At 39.4% G+C, this 18,031-nt stretch carries 18 protein-coding genes; 3 read left to right on the forward strand and 15 right to left on the reverse strand.

The genetic code is table 11. The annotated features are described in order from the left end of the window. Positions 1-331: 331 nt before the first annotated feature. From E0E32_RS06660 to E0E32_RS06705, 10 genes are all read right to left on the reverse strand, one after another. Positions 332-1,360, reverse strand: a complete 1,029-nt coding sequence (locus E0E32_RS06660; RefSeq protein ID WP_130859336.1) for a LacI family DNA-binding transcriptional regulator — start codon at positions 1,358-1,360, stop codon at positions 332-334. Between the two features lie 163 nt (positions 1,361-1,523). Further along, entirely contained in the window at positions 1,524-2,567 is a 1,044-nt protein-coding gene (locus E0E32_RS06665; protein ID WP_130859337.1) for a LacI family DNA-binding transcriptional regulator, read from the reverse strand. A 37-nt stretch (positions 2,568-2,604) separates the two neighbouring features. Continuing rightward, complete coding sequence (locus E0E32_RS06670; RefSeq protein ID WP_130859338.1) at positions 2,605-3,228, reverse strand: YesL family protein; 624 nt, start codon at positions 3,226-3,228, stop codon at positions 2,605-2,607. A 66-nt stretch (positions 3,229-3,294) separates the two neighbouring features. Next, on the reverse strand, positions 3,295-4,125 hold the full coding sequence (locus E0E32_RS06675) for a carbohydrate ABC transporter permease (protein WP_066188307.1): 831 nt from the start codon (positions 4,123-4,125) through the stop codon (positions 3,295-3,297). After that, a complete protein-coding gene (locus tag E0E32_RS06680; RefSeq protein WP_066188311.1) occupies positions 4,115-4,984 on the reverse strand; it encodes a carbohydrate ABC transporter permease in 870 nt (289 codons plus the stop codon). Before E0E32_RS06680 ends, E0E32_RS06675 begins: the two co-directional genes overlap by 11 nt. 71 nt (positions 4,985-5,055) lie before the next feature. Then, the gene (locus E0E32_RS06685) at positions 5,056-6,381 is read right to left on the reverse strand and encodes an ABC transporter substrate-binding protein (RefSeq protein WP_066188313.1); all 1,326 of its coding nucleotides are present in this window, start codon (positions 6,379-6,381) and stop codon (positions 5,056-5,058) included. A gap of 718 nt (positions 6,382-7,099) precedes the next feature. Further along, a complete protein-coding gene (locus tag E0E32_RS06690; RefSeq protein WP_066188314.1) occupies positions 7,100-7,369 on the reverse strand; it encodes a type II toxin-antitoxin system RelE family toxin in 270 nt (89 codons plus the stop codon). After that, positions 7,370-7,711 (reverse strand): AbrB/MazE/SpoVT family DNA-binding domain-containing protein, encoded by a 342-nt coding sequence (locus tag E0E32_RS06695; RefSeq protein WP_066188315.1) that lies wholly within the window; start codon positions 7,709-7,711, stop codon positions 7,370-7,372. It abuts the gene before it with no gap. A gap of 166 nt (positions 7,712-7,877) precedes the next feature. Next, entirely contained in the window at positions 7,878-9,176 is a 1,299-nt protein-coding gene (locus E0E32_RS06700; RefSeq protein ID WP_066188317.1) for an alpha-glucosidase/alpha-galactosidase, read from the reverse strand. 117 nt (positions 9,177-9,293) lie between these two features. Further along, positions 9,294-10,178 (reverse strand): AraC family transcriptional regulator, encoded by an 885-nt coding sequence (locus E0E32_RS06705; RefSeq protein ID WP_078059942.1) that lies wholly within the window; start codon positions 10,176-10,178, stop codon positions 9,294-9,296. 205 nt (positions 10,179-10,383) lie between these two features. Here E0E32_RS06705 and E0E32_RS06710 point away from each other — a divergent pair, with 205 nt between their 5' ends. Next, positions 10,384-12,003, forward strand: coding sequence for an ABC-F family ATP-binding cassette domain-containing protein (locus tag E0E32_RS06710; protein ID WP_066188319.1), 1,620 nt, complete (start codon positions 10,384-10,386; stop codon positions 12,001-12,003). 118 nt (positions 12,004-12,121) lie between these two features. Beyond that, entirely contained in the window at positions 12,122-12,490 is a 369-nt protein-coding gene (locus E0E32_RS06715) for a DoxX family protein (protein WP_066188321.1), read from the forward strand. A 209-nt stretch (positions 12,491-12,699) separates the two neighbouring features. On the opposite strand, the gene E0E32_RS06720 is transcribed toward E0E32_RS06715, so the two are convergent. Together E0E32_RS06720 and E0E32_RS06725 are read right to left on the reverse strand one after the other, a co-directional pair. Beyond that, positions 12,700-13,542 (reverse strand): ATP-binding protein, encoded by an 843-nt coding sequence (locus E0E32_RS06720; RefSeq protein ID WP_130859339.1) that lies wholly within the window; start codon positions 13,540-13,542, stop codon positions 12,700-12,702. Positions 13,543-13,592: 50 nt separating this feature from the next. Continuing rightward, on the reverse strand, positions 13,593-14,339 hold the full coding sequence (locus E0E32_RS06725) for an AlbA family DNA-binding domain-containing protein (RefSeq protein ID WP_130859340.1): 747 nt from the start codon (positions 14,337-14,339) through the stop codon (positions 13,593-13,595). A 521-nt stretch (positions 14,340-14,860) separates the two neighbouring features. On the opposite strand from E0E32_RS06725, the gene E0E32_RS06730 reads away from it, so the two are divergent. Next, positions 14,861-15,319, forward strand: coding sequence for a DinB family protein (locus E0E32_RS06730; protein WP_235817459.1), 459 nt, complete (start codon positions 14,861-14,863; stop codon positions 15,317-15,319). 109 nt (positions 15,320-15,428) lie between these two features. Here E0E32_RS06730 and trpA read toward each other — a convergent pair whose 3' ends face one another. The 3 genes from trpA to E0E32_RS22600 are packed head-to-tail and all read right to left on the reverse strand — an operon-like array spanning position 15,429 to position 18,031. After that, on the reverse strand, positions 15,429-16,220 hold the full coding sequence (trpA, locus tag E0E32_RS06735) for a tryptophan synthase subunit alpha (protein WP_130859341.1): 792 nt from the start codon (positions 16,218-16,220) through the stop codon (positions 15,429-15,431). Then, a complete protein-coding gene (gene trpB, locus E0E32_RS06740; protein ID WP_078059943.1) occupies positions 16,213-17,424 on the reverse strand; it encodes a tryptophan synthase subunit beta in 1,212 nt (403 codons plus the stop codon). Before trpB ends, trpA begins: the two co-directional genes overlap by 8 nt. After that, complete coding sequence (locus E0E32_RS22600; protein WP_286171770.1) at positions 17,405-18,031, reverse strand: phosphoribosylanthranilate isomerase; 627 nt, start codon at positions 18,029-18,031, stop codon at positions 17,405-17,407. The genes trpB and E0E32_RS22600 overlap by 20 nt, the downstream gene beginning before the upstream one ends.

Here is an 18,031-nt window from a genome sequence, read left to right on the forward strand (position 1 = left end):
CACTTCAAATAAAAAGTGTTTTATGACAGCTTTATATTAGATTATGATTTGTTTACTAAAAATTTATTTTGATCTTATTCAAAACTAAAGGGATATTTGATTACATACAAAAATCCCCTGAACGTTACATACATTAATTTGATAAAAAAGTAGACAATTCAATTAGAAGGAGAATTTAAGGATAACCATTTTTCATAATTCACACTAGCCAATTAACATTTCCAATAATAGTGGCACATTTTCATCCGACATGGATCCGTTCTTGCTGGATGTTCAACAAAAAATTGGTTTCCTCCTCTAATAAAATCGTTAGAACCTGAAGTATAGATTGCTATTTTGCTTTCACTCCACAACTATCTCGTTGGACAAAGGAAGTTGGAACCGTCACTTTCAAAGGAATCTCCCTTCCTTTCAATCGATCCAGCAACAATTTAACACCTGTCTCCCCCATCAACTCTGTTGGTACATTTACAGTAGACAATGGACAACTGGCAAACTGCGCCATTTCCACATCATCAAAGCTCACTATCGCTACATCTTCTGGAACCATTATTCCTTTTTCTTGCAAAGCTCGTAAGGCCCCTACTGCCATCGGATCACTCGCAATAAAATAGGCTTCCGGTATATTTCCTCTTTCCAGTGACTTCTTCATCAAACGATAGCCATCCGTCATCGTGAACTCGCCCACCAGTACATGTTCTTCTATAAATTTATCAAGCTCTTTCATTTTTTTCGTGAACACTTGAAAGCGCTGATCCTCAAACAGACGTTTTTGATTTGCCTTCATATATTCTGCTTGTTCCCCACCAATGTAACCAATTCGTTGATAGCCTGCCGAAAACAGATGGTCGACTGCCATATTCGTCGATTTCTCGAAATCCACTACCACCGAGTCGAAGCGATTCTCATCTGGTGCATAATCGACAAAAATCAGATGTTTTACCTTCTGTTGTAATTGCTCAACAAGATCCATATCTACTTTGCCGACAATAATCAAGCCATCCAGCGTTTTATTCAGCTGAGATACTTGAAAATTGTAGATACGGTAAATCTCATTGACCTCCACACCTGAATCCCGACTTTGCCGCTCAATCCCCTGCCTGATAGATAGAAAATAAGGGTCACTTAGCTCCTCTTCCACAGATTGGCACATGAATAGGCCAAATTTGATGGGTTCTTTTTTATCGACATTTTGTTTCTTCCTAACTCGAACCGTTTGATAATTTAGTTGCTTCGCCACTTCCAATATTCGATTTCGTGTCTCTTCCGTTACTGACAAAGACCTGTCATTATTCAGCACCCTTGATACAGTCGCTAATGACACCTTTGATTTTTTTGCAATATCCCTAATTGTCGCCATAATCGGTCGCCCTCTTTTTAGTAAAAATATAGTTTAAATTAATTTTATTAACTAAAATTTTATCTGGTGTACATACTATCAAATTCATAAAGCGGTTTCAAGTGTTTTTCTTTAGATCTATTAAAAAAATCGAGAGAAGCTGTCTTTAGGACGCTTCTCTCGATTAAAGATTCTCGCTTTTTATATTTTTGGAACCACAACTTTCTCTAATCACCAATCGTGTTGGCACAATTACTTTTAACGGGATTTCCCTTCCTTCTATCCGATCGATCAACAATTTCACGCCTGTCGCCCCCATTGTCTCGATTGGAACGTGAATCGTAGTAAGAGGAGAACTCGCAAATTGTGCTAACTCTACATCATCAAAACTAACAAGAGCCACCTCATCAGGTACCGCCATTTTTTCTTCCCTGAGGGCTCTTAGGACACCAATTGCCATCGGATCACTCGCAATAAAATAGGCATCTGCTATATTCCCTTTGGCGATGGCTTCCTTCATCAAGTGATACCCATCTGACATGGTAAAATCTCCAACATGAACATGTTTCTTCTTATATCTCCCTGCTTCTTTCATTTTCTCAATAAATGCCGTATGACGCTCATCTTTACTCTTTTGTTTGTCTTGCCCATTGATAAACTCAAAGGTATAACCGCCAATGAAACCGACTGTTTTAGCACCTAATTGAAGTAAATGCTCGATTGCCAAATTCGTTGATTTTTGAAAATCAACCATTACCGAGTCATATTGGGTTTCATCTGGTGAATAGTCCAAGTAAACCACGTGTTTTACTTTTTCTCGTAAAATAGGAGGCAATGCTGGGTCCACCTTGCCAATTAAAATCATCCCATCTAACCGTTGATACAGTTGAGTTGGTGTAAAATTACGCAATCGATATATCTCGGTTACTTCTATCCCGCTTTTCAAACATTGTTCTTCTACTCCTTTTCTTAATGTGAGAAAATAAGGATCCTTCCATTCCTCTTCCAATGACTGACATACCAGTATCCCCACTCGATAAGACTGCTTTTTTGCACTATTCTTTTTTTTGCGTAGTTTGATGGTTTTATAATTTAAATTATCTGCTATTGTCATGACACGTTGGCGTGTTTCTGCTGTAACGGAGAGGGTCAAGTCATTATTCAGCACTCTTGAAACAGTGGCAGGAGAGACATTTGCCTTTTCCGCTATGTCTTTTATTGTTGCCATATATTATTGCCACCTTTTTTATAGTAACTCATCACCTTTAACTCTCTTGCACGCGAAGCAACTCTTGTTTTTCTGCAACCCTAGTAAACACATACAAACACGTTCGCATCGTAATATAGGCTGTTAGACTTCCAGAAAAGAAGAGGATGGCATAAGGTAAAATAAACATACACAACAGCATAATAGCCAAGCTGATTAGCATTCCTATATTTGCCAACGGATGGCTCAGCATTAAATAGAAGGCATATTTACATACTTCTTTTAACGAGACTTGATAATGTACATACACCGGAATGACATATAACATCACTAAACCAATGACGATCATCACTGTAAGCAGCGGCCATTTAATCATCCCGTGAAATCCACTATGATAATAGGACATATATTGAATGTTGACATAACACAGAAAGGAAACGGCCAGAAAAATAAGACCTATGACATTGCTTTTCACAAACTCTTTCTTATAGATTGAATAAAACATTCGGAAGTCCCATTCTTGTATATTTCCTAATAACCAACGCCTAATAATCGTAAACATGGCTACCGTCGCCGGAAATAAACCAAAGACAACCAAACCTAGTATGGTGAAAATAAGCCATAACACGTTCAAATAGGCCATCCTAGTAATCCATTCCATCCCGTTCATTACGCTTTTCACACTAGCACCTCTTTTCCTTGACGGACCACCTGCAGCAACCGTAGATTGCTGCAGGTTCGTTTTAGACTAACCTTTTATACCCGTTAAGGTAATCCCTTCAATAATATACCGCTGGGCAAATAAATAGACGATAATCACCGGTACAATCGAAATAGTCGCTCCCGCCATCATATATGACCAGTTGGTCACGTATAAACCTTTAAAATTGTTCAGTAAAAGCGGAACCGTAAAATTAGTCGGTGTAGATAAATAGATTAAGGCATCAATAAAATTATTATAGGTCTGCATAAAGATAAAAATAGACATCGCAGCAAGCGCTGGTCGAATTAATGGCAGGATCACACTCCAATATATTCTGATTGGATTGGCTCCATCCATTATCGCCGCTTCCTCTAATTCTTTAGGGATGCCTCGGATAAATTGACGCAGCAAGAATACTGCAAAGGCGTTAAATAAAGCACCAGGGATAATTAAAGGCAAATGCGTATCTAGCCATCCTAACCAATCCATAATTAAATATAATGGAATCATGGTCACTTGCTTTGGAATCATCATCGTTGCCAGGAATAAAATAAACAGGACACCAGAACCTTTAAACCTTAATTTAGCAAAGGCGTAGGCCGCCATGGAGCCTGTGAATATCTGTCCTACCACGGCAATCGTTGTAATATAAAAGCTATTCCAATAGGCACGCCCAAACGGCATGGCTTGAAAGGAATCAATATAATTTTGCCAAACGACTGGGTTGGGAATCCACACCGGTGGAATCGCAAAAATTTGCGTCATATCCTTCAACGAGCTACCGATCGTCCAGAGAAAAGGGAAGACCATCAGAAAGGAACCAATAATCAAGACAATATGCAGCAATACTTTTCCAAACGATAACTTAGTCTTCATAGTATACCCACCTTTTCTGCAGTGTGAACTGTATCAAGGTAATGATCAAAATAACCACGAACAAAACCATAGCAGCAGCCGAACTCATCCCAAATTGAAAATCGATAAAGGCATTTTGATAAATATGATATACCATCGTATAACTTGCTTTACCTGGCCCTCCCTGTGTTAAAACAAAGGCTTGGTCAAACACTTGGAACGAGCCAATCAGCGCCATAATCGTTAAAAAGAAGGTAGTTGGCGACAACATAGGAAGCGTAATCTTATAGAATTGTTGAAACTTGGAAGCCCCATCGATTTCAGCAGCCTCGTAGTATGTTTTCGATATTCCTTGCAACCCAGCTAAGAAAATGACCATATTATAACCCAATTGCCACCAGATACTTAAGATCGCAATCGAGATCATCACAATACTGGTATTGGTTAACCAGTTCGGTCCGTCTATACCAATCGCCGCAAGCATTTGATTTAAAATACCAATATCCCCATTTAAAATCCACATCCAAATGACGGCGATAGATACGGAACTAGTGACTACTGGCATAAAGAAAAATAAACGATAGAATTCTTTCCCTTTTATCTTATTCAAGGCAATCGCAAGTATAAGCGATAACAGCAACCCTACCGGCACCGTTAGAATGGTATATAAAATCGTATTATAAGTAGCCGTCCAAAAATCAGATTGGGTCAGTTGGTTGATATAATTACTGATTCCTACAAACGTTCGTTGGCCAAAGCCATCCCACTTCATAAAGCTTAAAACAAAGGCAGAGATCAATGGAATAATGGCAAAGGCGAGTAAACCAAGCAATTGTGGCGTTAAAAACAGGAGTCCCCATTTTGCATTTTGTTTCTGCACGTTTCCTTCCACCCTTCTTTCCGTAGTATAGGGAAAGGGCAAGCCATTGCACTCACCCTTTTCACGATCGTTTACTCTTCGTTACGATATTCTTCGATCATATCTTTGCCTACTTGATCAATCTCTGCTACTGCTGCATCCAGTTCTTCTTCCCCTAGGTATAATAAATCTAAAATACTATTTATTTCTTCATCTAAGCCCGGAATAGTTGTCTGTTTATCTTCCACCATGCCAATATTTCTCACATCTACTAAATAACTCGAGTGTTCTGGGATATCAGCCTGCTCTACAATATCATCGGCAGCTTCTACAGAAGGTACCGCATTCCCCCCATCTGTCAATCGGGCACGCTGACCATCCTCTGAGGTATAAAAGGACAAGAATTTTATGGCCTCATCTACGTGATCCGAATGCTCCCCTACCGACAGATAAGCAGTAGCAATACCTGCTGTTTCCGTTTGCTCACCAGTATTGGTCGGCCAAGGAATATAATCAAATTCTAATGCTTCATTCTCACTAAACATCGGCGTCAGCCATCTGCCCGCTGCTACAAATGCCGTTTGATTGGACATAAACATCGCGTCTGGTCCTTGCCCTTCCGGTAACGCTCCTGCATAGGTGAAATTACCAGCCGCAATATTTTCACTTACATAACCAAACGCCTCTTGCGCCTCTGGATTATCTGCTAAAATCATATTCGTGTCTTCATCATACATATTACCGCCATTTGTCCAAATCCAGCTAAAATTGTGCATCGCACTATTTTCAGCGACAAAACCATACTTTCCGCTCTGTGCTACCTGCTCACTCAGCTGTGAAAAATGCTCCCAATCCCAGTCTCCGGCTTCGAATAGCTTTTGCGGTTCTTCTGGATCGATACCGGCTTCCTCTAGCACGTTCTTATTATAGTAGATCAGCATTGGATTGGAATCGACGGCCGTACCATAAATACCATCATCGTTCCTCGCAGGTCCCCAAAGTCCTTCTGCAAATTCATCTGGTGCTACATAGCTGTCATCTGATTCTAGAAATTCTGTCAATTCTACAATTCTTCCTGTTTTGATTAATTGCGCCATATATTCTGCCCCTACATAGAACAAATCGGTTGCCTGACTTCCTTGTAGTTGAGTAAATAACTGCTGGCGATAGGTATCACCTGGAGCAGGGATTAGTTCGACTGACACATCTGGATTCTCCTCCATATAGGCATCCAATGCCCTTTGGTATACCTTTTGTTCTGCAGGATTTCCCCACGCTGTCATGGTCAGTTTTACATCAGCATCTGGATTCCCACCACCTGAACCACCATCCCCACTACCTGAGTCATTGGAGCATGCAGAAAGGAAGATAAACACGAAACCAAGTAACATGATCGTAACGAATCTTACTCTTTTCATTTTTTGTTTCCCCCTCTTGTTTTAGTAAACAAACCTTGTCAAACTCCTGAAGCCTAAACACAATAAACGGATAAACGTAAGCCACTAATAGGGACAATCCCTCTCGATGAATGCGTTTACAATATACATATTTTTAAAAAACTAAAACATGCACATAAATTAAGTAAATGTATTAGTTAGAATGAATGTTTGATACGCTGCCGCCTTCCTCGTGATAGGCATTATATGCACAAAACTAGGAGTCGTGATGATTTTGCATTCAGAAAACGATAAGATCATACCACATAAATTCTTAGTCTGATTACAGCTATGATGGCAAATAATCCTTGCAGCACCTCATCACTTAGCCATTCATATAAATCCTACACCTCCTAATTTACTCAAAATGTCATCCGGTTATCATTCTGATTATTCTTTTACCTATGAACAAAATATTTAGTAAATTTATGTAATATGATACTTATTAGTTTATATAATATGCTAATAAATACTAAAAGTCAATGAAAAAATTACTAATAGTTCTATTAATGTTATATAATATACCGAGAATGTAGAAGATAGAATGGTAAGATTTTTATAAAAAGAGCCGTTACGAGCCTATAAAAAAACAGCCGACAGATCCAATCATCTGCCGGCTGTTTTTATCATAGACCGATTCATTTATTATTTATACTCTGGCAACCAATTGACAAGTTTCTCTTTCAAAATCATGCACGTTTCAAGGGTTATTCAGCGTTGAATCGTGTTGGCCGCAATTACGTAATATTATTTTTTCAGGTTTTCTAATTTCAAATGTAATTCGTAGATCCATATTAACGCTTGCTTCCCAAATATCAGGATTTTGATAACCTTTCATCTTTTTAATCCTGAGTGAAGGGTGGGAGAAATTATCTGCCATTAATTCTAACGTATCTTGGATTTTTATTTGAGCTTTTGTATCCATCTTTTTGTATTTTCTAACAAAAGACTTTGTGAAATAGAGCTCCATCTATTTATCCTCGTTCACCCATGAATCCGCCTCGTCACTATCTAACCATTTTATAGCTTCTTCTGGGTTTTTAAAAGATTTCACACGTTTTGCTTTAATATCTTCATCGGCTTCACGCTCACCTTTTTGCCATTCTTCCGTCCAAAACCATGCCTGATCTCTTTCAATGGTTATGACTGGAATTAATACAATACGACCATTTTCAATCGCTACTTCAAGTTGTTCTCCTTCTTTTAATTGTAGCTGTTCGATTACATCAGTGGGGATTGTTACTTGATTCTTTCCACGTAAACGTACACTTTTTCCAGGCATAGTATCCCTGCTTTCCGTTATACTTACCATGATTATATCCAACCTCCCATTAATATATTCATAAATTCTTACTTTGTTACTTTTATTTTAGCACTTTATTTGCCCTCTGTCATCAAGTAAAACTATGCTAAACTAATATACAAAAAACAGCTGGCAGATCCAATTATCCACCAGCTGTCTTTCATATATTCGCTCATTATTTGTACGTTGGCAACCAATCCCCATGTTCCTCAATCAAATCATCACATAAGGCAACAATATCGTCTAATGATAGCTCGGCTGCTGTGTGCGGATCGAGCATAGCTGCTTGATAAATCTTTTCTTTCTTTTGCGTCAAGGCCGCTTCAATCGTTAACAATTGGGTATTAATATTGGTTCGATTTAAGGCAGCAAGCTGTTCTGGCAAATCACCTACATACGTAGGTGTTACCCCGCTTGCATCAACCAGACACGGTACTTCTACGACAGCATTTTCTGGCAGGTTACTAATCAATCTGCCCGTATTTAAGACATTTCCGCCAATCTTAAACGGTTTATTGGTCTCCATTGCTTCAATAATGTAGGAGCCGTATTCGTGCGAACGCTCATGAGTCAAATTCTGATCATTAACTAAATCATCGCGCATTTGCTTCCAGCGCTCAATCTGATTGACACAACGTCTTGGATATTCATCTAGTGGAATATTATAACGATCGATTAATTCTGGATATTGACTTTTAATAAAGTATGGATGGTATTCTGCATTATGTTCGGATGATTCTGTGACATAGTAACCGAATTTATCCATCAATTCAAAGCGCACCATATCATCATGCTTTTCTTTTTGTTTTTCTTTGGCGCGTTTTTTGATTTCTGGGTATAGATCTTCTCCATCACGAGTGATCTCTAACAGCCAAGCCATATGATTAATACCGGCAATCTTCCATTGCACGTTATCTTTCGGCATTTCTAGTGATTCAAGTAAATGACTGGCACATACCTGTACACTGTGGCATAGTCCTACAGTTTTGATCCCTTCTTGCAACATAACATTGGTCAAAACTGCCATCGGATTGGTATAGTTCAAGAACCAGGCATCTGGGCAGACCTCTTTCATATCACGAGCAAATTCTCGCATCACCGGGATGGTACGAAGATTACGGAAAATTCCTCCTATCCCCAATGTATCCGCAATCGTTTGGCGTAAACCATATTTCTTTGGCACTTCAAAATCGGTAATCGTACAAGGATCATACCCGCCAACCTGAATGGCATTAATGACATATTTTGCTCCGCGCAAAGCCTCTTTACGATCTGTGTACGCCTTCACGGTTACCGTAGCATTCATGCTTTCTTTCAAATTATTCAGCATCATTTCAGAATCATTCAAGCGCTCATGGTCAATATCAAATAAGGCAAACTCAAAATCTTGCAAGGCGTCGACCGTCATACAGTCCCCTAGCACATTTTTGGCAAACACCGTACTTCCTGCTCCTAAAAAAGTGATCTTAGACATAAAATATCCTCCTTTGAATCGTATTAAATTGCTATTGCTTATTCCCATCATAATCCGTTAATGAATTGGTTTCAATCGTAAATATTTTTGAAAAGGGTAATATATTGCTCTTTAGCCTTAGTCAATAAACAAACGATCAACAGGCATCACCGATTTATCACGGCGATAATGACTCGGTGTACTGCCAATTAATTGCTTGAACACTTTACTAAAATAATTTCCTGTTGTATAACCAACTTCTTGGGCAATTTGTTCCACTGTTTTATGGTCATCCATTAATAAATCAAGGGCATGCTGAATGCGGATTTTCGTCAAATATTGAACTGGTGTTTCCTTGACTGAATTAACAAACAGGCGGGTAAAGTGGTACTTCGACAGACCAGACACGGAAACCATATCGTCTAAGGTCAAATCCTCGGGGTAATGCCGTTCGATATATTGCTTTGCTTGTTGAATAGCAATCGGGATATCTCTGACTTGCTGTTCTCCATATTCCAAATACTCTAAGCATTCCATCAGAAAGGAATAGGCATACGATGAGGCCTCATAGCCATGGTTGATCCCCGTTGTTTCAATTTTTTCCAATGTCCGCCATATATGCCTGATCGGTCGAGCTTGCGTTGACATATGAAACAGATGCCCATGTTTTTCTGTCATTTGTTGAAACAGAGTGAGCGCCTCTCTCCCATACATCGTAAAATAAATAAACTCCCAATTTTCTGAAGTATCCGGAAGGTAATAACAATGATCACTTGGTATGTAGACAAAAAATGCCTTTCCCTTGGACAGCTTATGGACAGTATCACCAATACGGATGGCACCTTCCCCGTTTAAGGTATATTGAAAGACAATTCGTCCGTCTTCGCCCCTTTGCAAACCATTCCATTGATAACTGGAATCTGCACGATTTTCACGACCAATCGCATGTAGACCAGCTACCCGTTCTTGATACGCTCCCTTAAAGCGAAACCCATATGTATTATGTCTTGAATACGATGGCAAAACGACCCTCCTCCTTTTCTTAGTACATTTTTTCTTCATTATAACATTGATCGTCCTATAACTGGCTGGAAGACATCCACTATTTTAACGAGCCAATGACCTCTTTCAACACCGTATTGATAAAATTATCGGCCCCCTTGATTGACTTCCTATCGCAAATCCCTTAAGCTTGCTTTATATACGAAAGATGGAGGAATTGTGATATATGTTACAAGCTACCAATGTTAGTCTACGCTTTGGAGATAAAAAACTGTTTGAAGATGTGAATATTAAATTCACAGCGGGTAATTGCTATGGGTTAATCGGAGCTAATGGGGCAGGTAAATCAACCTTCCTAAAAGTGTTATCCGGTGAAGTAGAGCCTCAATCCGGGCATGTGTCCCTTGGTAAAGATGAGCGCCTGGCTGTGCTAAAGCAGGATCACTTTGCTTACGAGGAATATGAGGTATTGACTACCGTGATTATGGGTCATACGCGTTTGTATGAGGTCATGCAAGAGAAAGACGCCATCTATGCCAAAGGCGAATTCACTGAAGAAGATGGCATGCGTGCCGCTGAATTAGAGGGTGAATTTGCCGAGATGAATGGCTGGGAGGCAGAGTCAGATGCTGCCATTTTGTTAAAAGGACTAGGAATCGAAGAAGCGCTGCACACTCAGAAAATGGCCGAATTATCTGGTTCTGACAAGGTAAAAGTATTACTGGCACAAGCGTTATTTGGCAACCCGGATATCTTGCTTTTAGATGAGCCAACCAACCACTTGGATATTCAGGCAATCCAATGGCTGGAAGAATTCCTGATTAATTTTGAGAATACGGTGATTGTTGTCTCTCACGACCGTCATTTCTTAAACAAAGTATGTACCCACATTGCCGATGTCGATTACGGCAAGATTGAATTATATGTGGGGAACTATGATTTCTGGTATGAATCCAGTCAGCTTGCCCTGCAGATGGCCAAAGATCAAAATAAGAAAAAAGAAGAAAAAATGAAGGAACTGCAGAATTTCATTGCACGCTTTAGCGCGAATGCTTCCAAATCGAAACAAGCCACTTCTCGTAAGAAGATGTTGGATAATATTACACTGGATGATATCAAACCTTCTTCCCGTCGTTATCCATATGTCGCCTTTCAGCCGGGACGTGAGATTGGTAATGACTTACTTCGTGTCGAAGGGTTATCCAAAACAATCGATGGCAAAAAGGTGTTAGACAACGTAAGCTTCACCTTAAAGCCTTATGACAAGGTCGCTTTTATCGGACCAAATGAAATAGCAAAGACCGTGTTATTCGATATTTTAATGGGTGAAACCGAACCAGATGAAGGCAGTTTTACATGGGGAGTTACGACATCGCAGTCTTATTTTCCAAAGGATAACGCGAAGTTTTTTGATGGAAATGAATTGACATTAGTGGAATGGCTGCGACAATATTCACCAGATGACCAAACCGAAACCTTTTTACGTGGGTTCTTAGGACGCATGCTCTTCTCCGGTGAGCAAGCCTTGAAAAAAGCAAGTGTACTTTCCGGTGGAGAAAAGGTTAGGTGTATGTTATCGAAAATGATGTTAGCCAATGCCAACGTGTTAGTAATGGATGAACCTACGAACCACTTAGACTTGGAGTCGATTACTTCTGTCAATAACGGGTTGATCAATTTCAAAGGATCGATCTTATTTACGTCACATGATCACCAATTTATCAATAGTATCGCCAATCGTTTGATTGAAATCACGCCAAGCGGCATTATCGATAAAGAAATCAGTTATGATGAATATGTAGCCGATCAGAAATTACAAAAAGAAGTAGAAGCAATGTATGCCTAAACAGAAACCTGCACCCAACTTTCGGGTGCAGTTTTTTTATTTGAAATAATTGTTGGCATAGCTTGTCCCCTATCTAGCATATGTATAGGATAACAAGTAGTAGAAAGGAGACTATTCTATGCCAAAACCAAGGCAGCTTTCCTCTCATCAACTAATTCGCTATGTCGTCGGCTACGTATTTATTGCTTCCGCTATTATGAAGCTCGTCATCGCAGACTTTGTCGGTACATTCGCCAATATGGGGGTGCCCTATCCAGAAATGACCGTATGGCTGGTAGGAATTACGGAATTATTATGCGGCGGATTAATCATTGCCAATTATTATGTAAAAAAAGCCACTATTCCGTTGTTCGTCATTATTATTGCTGCGATTATACTTACCAAGATACCAACTCTTTCGTCAGGCTTATTTCATTTTTTATTTGAAGCAAGGTTAGATATCGTAATGTTTATCCTGCTCTATATTTTATGGAAGCAAGAGCATTAGCATCTCGCGAAAACGTTGACTGCATGAGAAGGGGCATGGTTTCTCTTGCCCCTTGTTTATCATCTTGTACACGTCTGTCGTCTGTTGGGTAATGAATCTTATCTTTTTTACTTCCGGTTGAATGTTGTCAAGCCGTATATTCACATAAATGAATTAGTTTTGCGGTCCATTTGCGGTCCATTTGCGGCCCATTGTGATAATCATTGTTGTTATTTACTAACATAATGACTACTTCTTGAATGACCTTTTAATTCAATCAATTCTTCATCTCTCAATCGTTGTAACACTCGTTTACTGGTAGTCCGAGAGAAACCACATAACCTCTCTACATCCCCCCTAGTAATTTTCTTGTTTTTTGCTAAATAATCCAAAATCATCTGTTTTGCTTGGATTTCATCAAATTCTTTATCCTTGGTATATTGAATAGTCTCACCAATATTTTCATATACTCTATGAGTAAACATGTATCTATTTCTTGCTGAACGTTGAAGTACATTTTTCTCCTGAACAAGTTTATTCAATACGTTTGATACGGACGACACCGGAATTTGGGCTACCTCTGCAGCTTTTTTTACTGTGATAGTCTTTTCTAATTTAATTTGTTTTAATATACAAATTTCTGATACTGAAAATTCACCATTAGACTCTTGTTCATTTTTTATAAAACGCAAAAAATCAGCATCTTCCAAGTTGCTTCTGAGAGTAAGACTAACTGCATCACTATGAAGATTATATTCAGGTGCGGACTTCCCTGATGACAGCATATCCTTAAATATAATATCTACCCCTTGACCAGAACGTTGCACATATTTTAATTTTTGCAAAGTCTCCGCAATCAACTTATTTCTTGGAGAAGAAGGATGAGTGATTATATTTGTGTTATCCACTCCTGCGGGGAAAGAGCCAGGATTTTCTATTATAATTTCTGTTGGATAAAACTTCATAAAAATGGATGAACTGTTTTCATAATCTCGATGCGAAATAGCATTCAGTAATGCTTCTTGAACAACATTGATAGGGTATTCTTGCACTTCTAATTTAAATAAACCCATTTGAATATTTTGAATACCATTTCTATCTTCAAAAAACTGTTGAATTCTTTCTACGCTTGAACAATGGGTATCTTCAACTCTAAACGTTTATTATATTCAATTTCGCCATCTTTATATGTCAGAAGAATTATTTCAGATTGGGGCATATATTTAGCGATAGCCTCTTTTTTTCCTACAAACAGTAGCCCAGCAACAGTTAATTTTATTTCATTGTCAACATATTCTAACAGTTGTAGATCTTTTAAAAAGCTGATATTATCTGCTTGATATAAAGTCGATTCACTATCCCTAGATTGAATCATTCGTTTTAAACGCCCTACCTCTATAAAATCAATATCATTTTCTGTAGTTGTTACAATTATTTTCGCTGAGTAATCTCCATCAAATCCTTTTATTTTATTTGAGGCATATTCGGATGGATAAAGTGGTTTAGTGTTCTTACCCAACCTTTTATAAACCACTCCTTTTGATGTCGCTACTATATCTGAAGATTTTTCAATAGTTAATTGTAAAATACACTTCCCATTTATATTCTTTATTTCGATGTCAGTAAATAAGTTCGGTATAGTTTTATCATATATATTTTCAATTATTTTCTGATCATCAAAATTTGCACAACCAGTAATTTCGCCATTATCTTCAACACCAATAAATATTTTTCCTCCATCGGTATTTGCGAAGCCTACAGCTTCATTTACTAATATATTAATCAATTCTTTTTTATTTGAAGCTTTTATCCAACTCTTAAACTCAACATATTTTGTTTCACCTTGACGAATAATCTGCTCTATATTCACTGTTACACCCCCTAAAAAGTGTGATGTTAATAACTTTAATTATTATTTTTATCATAGCATATTTCCAATAAAAAAATATATTATCCCGATTTTTCATGAACCGTAATAGAATTCCTACTCAAATCCACCATTTCCTACATAAAAAACATGAGTCAATAATTCTTCATAAGCTTATTATTGCACAAAATCTCATCTATGATATATCCCATTATTCACAAGCATGAATAGGATTATTCCTTATATTAGGTCATTTGATACAGATTTTGTCCAATGACAGCGTTTGCGGATGAACATTTCATATATTTTAGTTTTTTATCTCTATTTATAATAAAGATTGTAGTGTAGCGAAAGGAAAACCCTCTATCTTGCCTAGAAACAAGAGTAAGAAAAAAACAAGGGGCAACCTGTTAAGTGTTATTATTATAGCTACTTTTATTCTTCTCTGTTATACAACTGCTGAGATAGATTTTGACGTGCATTTCCATCATATTAAACCTGTTATAATAAAAATAAAAGGAGGGATGATACACTTGAAAACAATAATAAACATGTACGACCACCTACATTGGGCTAACCAAATCATGCTCGAAACATTGCAGAACACGGAAACAGAAAATTCCCGAGCCATCCGATTATTTTCTCATATTCTTTTTGCAGAAACCGTATGGCTGACCAGGATGCAGGAACAAGATAGTTCATCATTGCCTATCTGGCAGGAAACGACCATCGCAGACTGCAAAAAAATGGCAAGCAGAAATCAAGCAGGCTTTACCGCGTTTCTCGATAGATTAAATGAAACCGATTTAGATCGAATAATAACCTATAAAAATAGTAAAGAGGCAGCATTTCAAAACTCGATTCGAGATATTCTAACACATGTAGCACTCCACGGCCATTATCATCGAGGACAAATAAATGCAGACCTCCGTACCAATCATCACGAACCTGTTAGTATTGATTTTATTACCTTTGTCCGATAATTATTTCATAATAAAACACCTTTTCTACCTGAACAATAGGTTAAAAAGGTGTTTTGTTTTATTTTCATTTAGAGTCAGCGCTTCTCACTCATTTCCAACTACTGCATGATTATTGCTCCTTGACCGTTTTTTTCGCTGCGGCAATCAACGCACGAATCTCCTCACGCTCTCCCTTATGCAGAGCGTCTACGATTTTACTGCCGACGACCACGCCATCGCAATGCTCGGTAAGTGAGGTTACATGCTTTGGCGTAGACACACCAAATCCAGCTAATACAGGGGCATTGCTCTGTTTACGTAATCTCGCCAAATGCTCGCCTAAGTTTTCTTGAAAAGCACTGCGCACTCCCGTTGTGCCCGTTACGGTGACTGCATATAAGAAGCCTTCGGTGCGTTGAGCGATTTCCACAAGGCGCTCCTCGGTACTGGTTAAGGCAGCCAAACGAATCAAGGCAATCGCATTCTTCTGTAAGGCAGGGACGATCATGCCTTCCTCTTCCAATGGTAAATCAGGAATAATCAAGCCATCCACGCCAGCGTCTGCACAAGTCGCAGCGAATGCTTCCACCCCATAGGCATGAATCGGATTGATATAGGTCATCAACACAATTGGTAGTTGCCGCGTTTCTTTTGTTTCCTGTAATTTCTCTAACACGGCGCTTAACGAAACACCTTGCTTCAACGCCCGTAAACCTGCTTCCTGAATCGTTGGACCATCCGCAACGGGATCAGAGAAGGCAATTCCTAATTCAACGGCCGTCGCTCCCGCTTCCTCAAGAAAAGCCAATTGCTCATTCAGCTGATCTAAACCGCCATCACCCGCCATTATATATGGCACAAAGGCCTTGTCGCCTCGCTCCAATACTTCCGTAAATGCCTGATCTAGTTTTTGTTTACCCATTTGCTTCACCACCTAACGCCTCACGGACGGTTTCTACATCTTTATCACCACGACCCGATAGACAAATCACCATCACTTCATCTTCTTTCATCTCTTTTGCCAGCTTCGTTGCATAGGCAATCGCATGGGCGCTCTCTAATGCCGGGATAATACCTTCTGTTTTCGATAGTTCCTGTAATCCTTCCAATGCCTCCGCATCGGTTATATCAACATAGTTCACCCGACCCTGGTCACGCAAATAGCTATGTTCTGGCCCAACTCCTGGATAGTCCAAACCAGCTGAAATCGAATGTGCCTCTTGAATCTGGCCATTATCATCCTGCAGCAAATAGGTCATCGTACCGTGCAGGACACCTTTGCTTCCATAGTTTAATGTGACGGCATGCTTATCCGTATCCACACCCTCACCGCCAGCTTCTACACCATAGAGCTTTACCGTTTCATCTTCTACAAATGGATAAAACATCCCCATCGAATTACTGCCACCGCCGATACAAGCAACCACAGCATCCGGCAAGCAACCTTCTTTTTCCTGCAATTGTTGTTTTGTCTCTGACCCAATCATGCTTTGGAAGTCGCGAACAATCTGTGGAAATGGATGCGGACCTACGACCGAACCAATAATATAGTGAGTATCCTCGACATGGCTTACCCAGTAACGTAACGCCTCATTCACCGCGTCTTTTAACGTGCCGCTTCCTTGTTCAACACTCTCTACCTTGGCCCCTAGAAGCTCCATTCGGAAAACATTCAATTTTTGCCGGCGTACATCCTCTTTACCCATAAAAATCACACACTCTAAACCAAGCAAGGCACAGACCGTTGCCGTCGCTACACCATGCTGTCCAGCACCCGTCTCAGCTACAACCTTCTTTTTTCCCATTCGTAATGTTAACAAGGCTTGGCCCAGCGCATTATTAATCTTATGTGCGCCAGTATGGTTTAAATCTTCCCGCTTCAAATAGATCTTCGGGCCACCCAGTTTTTTCGAAAATCGTTCGGCATAGTAAAGCGGTGTCTCCCTGCCGACGTATTCCTCTAGGTAATGTTGAAATTCCTCGTTAAATGCTGGATCATCTTTTGCCTCATGATAAGCCTTCTCCAGTTCTAATACTGCGGGCATTAATGTTTCTGGTACAAACCTGCCCCCGTATTCTCCATAATGACCGGTTTGATTTGGTACGTTATATGCCACGATTGTCATCTCCTTTCCTTACCGCCTGTATAAATGCCTTGATCTTTGTAAGATCCTTTGTTCCATCTGTCTCCACACCACTGGATACGTCCACTCCAGCCGGCTGCACTTCCTTAATCGCCTCGGATACATTATCTGCACGCAAACCGCCAGCTAATAAAATCTTTTTCTCCAAAAAATCATACGACGTTGTTAAAGACCAGTCAAAGACTTGACCACTTCCGCCACGATAACGGCCAGCTGGGCTATCTAATAAATAATAGGCACAATCATAATCGGCTAGCCGCTCTAAATCTTGCTGGTTATGCACTTCAAATGCCTTGATCACAGGATAGTTCAATCTTTCGCAAAAGGCAGGAGTTTCGTCGCCGTGTAGCTGAATATAATCTAAACCTACTGTCTCAGCAATGTCATGTATTGTTGCGATGTCCTCATTAACAAAGACACCAACCTTTTTGACATGATCCGGGATGGCTGTTGCCAGTTCTGCCGCTTCCGATTTAGTCACGCGCCGCTTACTATCGGCAAACACAAATCCAATAAAATCAGCGCCTGCTTCTACTGCTGTCTGCACAGCTGCTTGACTTCGCAGTCCACATATTTTGACTTGAGTCAT

This window comes from Gracilibacillus phocaeensis (genome assembly GCF_900626275.1).
GTDB classification, from domain to species: Bacteria; Bacillota; Bacilli; order Bacillales; family Amphibacillaceae; genus Gracilibacillus; species Gracilibacillus timonensis.

What these genes read in the sequence shown, in the direction of transcription:
- E0E32_RS06695 (WP_066188315.1), bottom strand. Translation starts at nt 7,711, where the DNA reads ATGGTAAGTATAACGGAAAGCAGGGATACTATGCCTGGAAAAAGTGTA.
- E0E32_RS06710 (WP_066188319.1), top strand. Translation starts at nt 10,384, where the DNA reads ATGTTACAAGCTACCAATGTTAGTCTACGCTTTGGAGATAAAAAACTG.
- E0E32_RS06685 (WP_066188313.1), bottom strand. Translation starts at nt 6,381, where the DNA reads ATGAAAAGAGTAAGATTCGTTACGATCATGTTACTTGGTTTCGTGTTT.
- E0E32_RS06675 (WP_066188307.1), bottom strand. Translation starts at nt 4,125, where the DNA reads ATGAAGACTAAGTTATCGTTTGGAAAAGTATTGCTGCATATTGTCTTG.
- trpB (WP_078059943.1), bottom strand. Translation starts at nt 17,424, where the DNA reads ATGACAATCGTGGCATATAACGTACCAAATCAAACCGGTCATTATGGA.
- E0E32_RS06660 (WP_130859336.1), bottom strand. Translation starts at nt 1,360, where the DNA reads ATGGCGACAATTAGGGATATTGCAAAAAAATCAAAGGTGTCATTAGCG.
- E0E32_RS06700 (WP_066188317.1), bottom strand. Translation starts at nt 9,176, where the DNA reads ATGTCTAAGATCACTTTTTTAGGAGCAGGAAGTACGGTGTTTGCCAAA.
- trpA (WP_130859341.1), bottom strand. Translation starts at nt 16,220, where the DNA reads ATGGGTAAACAAAAACTAGATCAGGCATTTACGGAAGTATTGGAGCGA.
- E0E32_RS06730 (WP_235817459.1), top strand. Translation starts at nt 14,861, where the DNA reads ATGATACACTTGAAAACAATAATAAACATGTACGACCACCTACATTGG.
- E0E32_RS06720 (WP_130859339.1), bottom strand. Translation starts at nt 13,542, where the DNA reads ATGGGTTTATTTAAATTAGAAGTGCAAGAATACCCTATCAATGTTGTT.
- E0E32_RS06690 (WP_066188314.1), bottom strand. Translation starts at nt 7,369, where the DNA reads ATGGAGCTCTATTTCACAAAGTCTTTTGTTAGAAAATACAAAAAGATG.
- E0E32_RS22600 (WP_286171770.1), bottom strand. Translation starts at nt 18,031, where the DNA reads ATGACTCAAGTCAAAATATGTGGACTGCGAAGTCAAGCAGCTGTGCAG.
- E0E32_RS06665 (WP_130859337.1), bottom strand. Translation starts at nt 2,567, where the DNA reads ATGGCAACAATAAAAGACATAGCGGAAAAGGCAAATGTCTCTCCTGCC.
- E0E32_RS06715 (WP_066188321.1), top strand. Translation starts at nt 12,122, where the DNA reads ATGCCAAAACCAAGGCAGCTTTCCTCTCATCAACTAATTCGCTATGTC.